The organism is Haloferax profundi (genome assembly GCF_001469865.1).
Taxonomy (GTDB): domain Archaea; phylum Halobacteriota; class Halobacteria; order Halobacteriales; family Haloferacaceae; genus Haloferax; species Haloferax profundi.
The window spans coordinates 1-2,694 of sequence record NZ_LOPV01000308.1 but is presented as its reverse complement, the minus strand read 5'-3'; the positions used below and the strand labels follow the sequence as shown (position 1 = coordinate 2,694).

The 2,694-nt window shown below is 63.0% G+C and carries 2 protein-coding genes; both read left to right on the top strand.

Annotated features, from left to right (window positions below; translation table 11 throughout):
* On the top strand, positions 1-1,364 hold a 1,364-nt coding region (locus tag AUR66_RS12645), incomplete at its 5' end, for a DUF7282 domain-containing protein (protein ID WP_058572719.1).
* A 160-nt stretch (positions 1,365-1,524) separates the two neighbouring features.
* Positions 1,525-2,634 carry a restriction endonuclease gene (locus AUR66_RS12640; RefSeq protein ID WP_058572718.1) on the top strand — a complete coding sequence of 370 codons (1,110 nt, stop codon included), beginning with the start codon at positions 1,525-1,527 and terminating at the stop codon, positions 2,632-2,634.
* Positions 2,635-2,694 lie beyond the last annotated feature (60 nt).

Below are 2,694 nucleotides of genomic sequence, written 5' to 3'. Positions count from 1 at the left end.
GCCCCATCGAGCCGAGTACGTACCTGATGAACGTGACCATCGGCGGGGTCGAACGCGCCATCGGCCAACTCGAAGTCGAACCGCGCGGCAACACGTCTGCATCGACCCTCGTCGCACCGGCGAGTCTGAACGACTCCGACTCGTCGCTGACATCGCAGTCAATCCAGTCTGCGTCGACGGAGCGAATCGACGTGGCCAGAGGTGACCTCGCAATCGTCCGTATCGACGAGAGTGGTCTGGAGACGGCACTCACGCCGGAAAACGTCGCAGGCGGCCCAGACGCCAACGGAATCGAGATTTCGATGAACCAGCTCGAAGTGCGTCCGAATCAAGAACAACAGTCGTTCCTCGCTACGCCCGAAAACGGCGCGACAGTCGTCCCTGACTTCGAAAACGACGTAGTCTTCGTCGTCTGGGACACCTCGGACCTCCCGATAGAAGGAGCGTCCGAAGACTACGAAGTCACGGTGACCTTGCAGGGCGACCACAGTGACTTCGTCGAAGAGGACACGATTACGGCGCGGACGCGGGTCACCCTCGTCCGGCCAACTGTGTCCATGACCGCCAGCAACGAGACTATCTACCCGTGGGACGCCCCGACGGTCAACGTGACCGGCGAGTCGACGCTCGCACCGGGGAGCGTCGTGGAACTCAGGGCGCGTGCCCCCGGCCAACCGTTCTTGAAACTCGTCCCGATGACCGTCTCCGAGAACAGGACGATACGGACGAACCTCACGTTCGCGCCCGAAGACCGTGGCCTCGTCTTCCCCATGTGGGTTCGCGACTACCGCGACAACACCGAGACGACGATGCGACTCCTCGAATCCGACGCGAGTCTCCGGTTCGTCGACCAGGAGACTGACGGGACGTTCGTCACCATCAGCGAGGTGAACCTCTCTGTCGGCGGGTTCATCCGCGTCGAGACGGCCGACGAAGAGGTGCTCGGGACCAGCGCGTACCTCCCACCGGGAGAACACGAGAACGTCATCGTCGAATTCGACCGTCGGCAACTGACCGACACCGAACTCCTCGCAATCGCCCACGCGGACCGTGACGGCGACCAGAACTTCTCGTCCCAGATGGACCTCCCGTACCGGACGAACGGCAGTGTCAACGGGTCGCTCGTCGCCGACGACGCGATGGTCCGACTGGAACCCGACGCGAAGACACCGACGCCGACCAGCACTCCGACGACGGACGAACCAACATCGACGGCGACAGCGTCGACTGCCACGCCCTATCCGGTCGTCGAACGGACACCCATCGAACCAGCAGTCGCTGGGACGAACACGGGGATTCCGTTCTCGCCCGGACTCGTGGTTATCGCGCTCGTCGTCACCGGATTCCTCGCACGACGACGATGATTCGCACCACATCACCGGGTCTGACGACGGCAGTGCTGTCGAGTAGTGCTCGCGCCGGGTGGTTTACTCCCGACACTGCACCTCGATTGTACGACCACGAATCCCACACGACCGGAGACGACGGACGAACGAACTGCAACGAGACGGAGGTGGCCTGACGATGGCGAGACTCGTCGAACTCGAACCGACGAAGTTCGTCCGGTTCCTCTCGGACCTCTGGACGCAACGAAATTGGCAGACGAACGTCCAACCGCGTGGTGAGGGACGGTACCTGATTCAGGGACAACGCGGTGACGGGACGAAAGGGATGATGCTCGTCTTACCCACCGTCGACACGTCTGTCGAGTTCGACCACGTCAGAGGCTTCGTCGCCCACGCGAAGAAGCGGCAGATAGACGTCACCGCCATCGCGACGCAAGGCGAGTTCACAGACAAAGTCCGAGGATTCGCCACGAAACACGACGTGACGCTCCTCGACCTGGACTCACTCGGAGAGACAGTCGAAGACGAGGACCTCGAAGAGACCGTCAAACAGTACACCGACGGCGAGGTGTACGAGACGGCGGAGGTGGAGTTCGGACTCCCGTTCGACCTTCCAGAACCGGTCGCCAACGCGCTCTCGTCGCTCCCGCTCGATTCGGTCCGTGAGCGTCTCTCGGGATTCGCGGGTGAGAGCGACGTGTCGCTTCGAGACCGGCTTCCCTCCTCGGTCGACGACCTCAAATCTGGGTCGCCACCGAGCGTCCGCGTCGTCGTCGTGGCAGTCTTGCTCCTCGTACTCGCACTGGGGTCCGTCGCGGCCCTCGGGCCGATGGTCGATGGCCTCGGTACGCAGGGCGGGCAAGGCGGCGTCGCCGTCTCTGCCCTGTCGTCCGCGCCATCGTCGTCGTCGGACATGGTCGCACGGTGGAACTCGAAGACGACCGATTCCATCACCGTCGGGAACAACTCGTACACCGCACCCGACGGCAAGCAGTTCGTGGTCGTCGCCCTCGACGTGACTGCGTCGGAGTCGTCACCGGGAACGCTCTCGCAATCTGCGCTGGTCTTCGAATCTGACGGCGTTCGCTACGGCTATCAACCACTCACCAACACCACAGGGTTCGAAACCGGTTCGTTGTTCGCACCGAACGAGTCGACGCGCGTGTGGACCGTCTACTCTGTCCCCGCAAACACGACGACGGGAACGCTCCTCGTCCGCAGTTCGAACGAAGACACGGTCACGTTCGTCCACGACGAGACTATGTCCGCCGAACCGACCGACGCGTAGTGAGGTCAGACGACGAACCGACGCTGCACGACGGACCCCGAACTGGCCGCCACGTGGTGA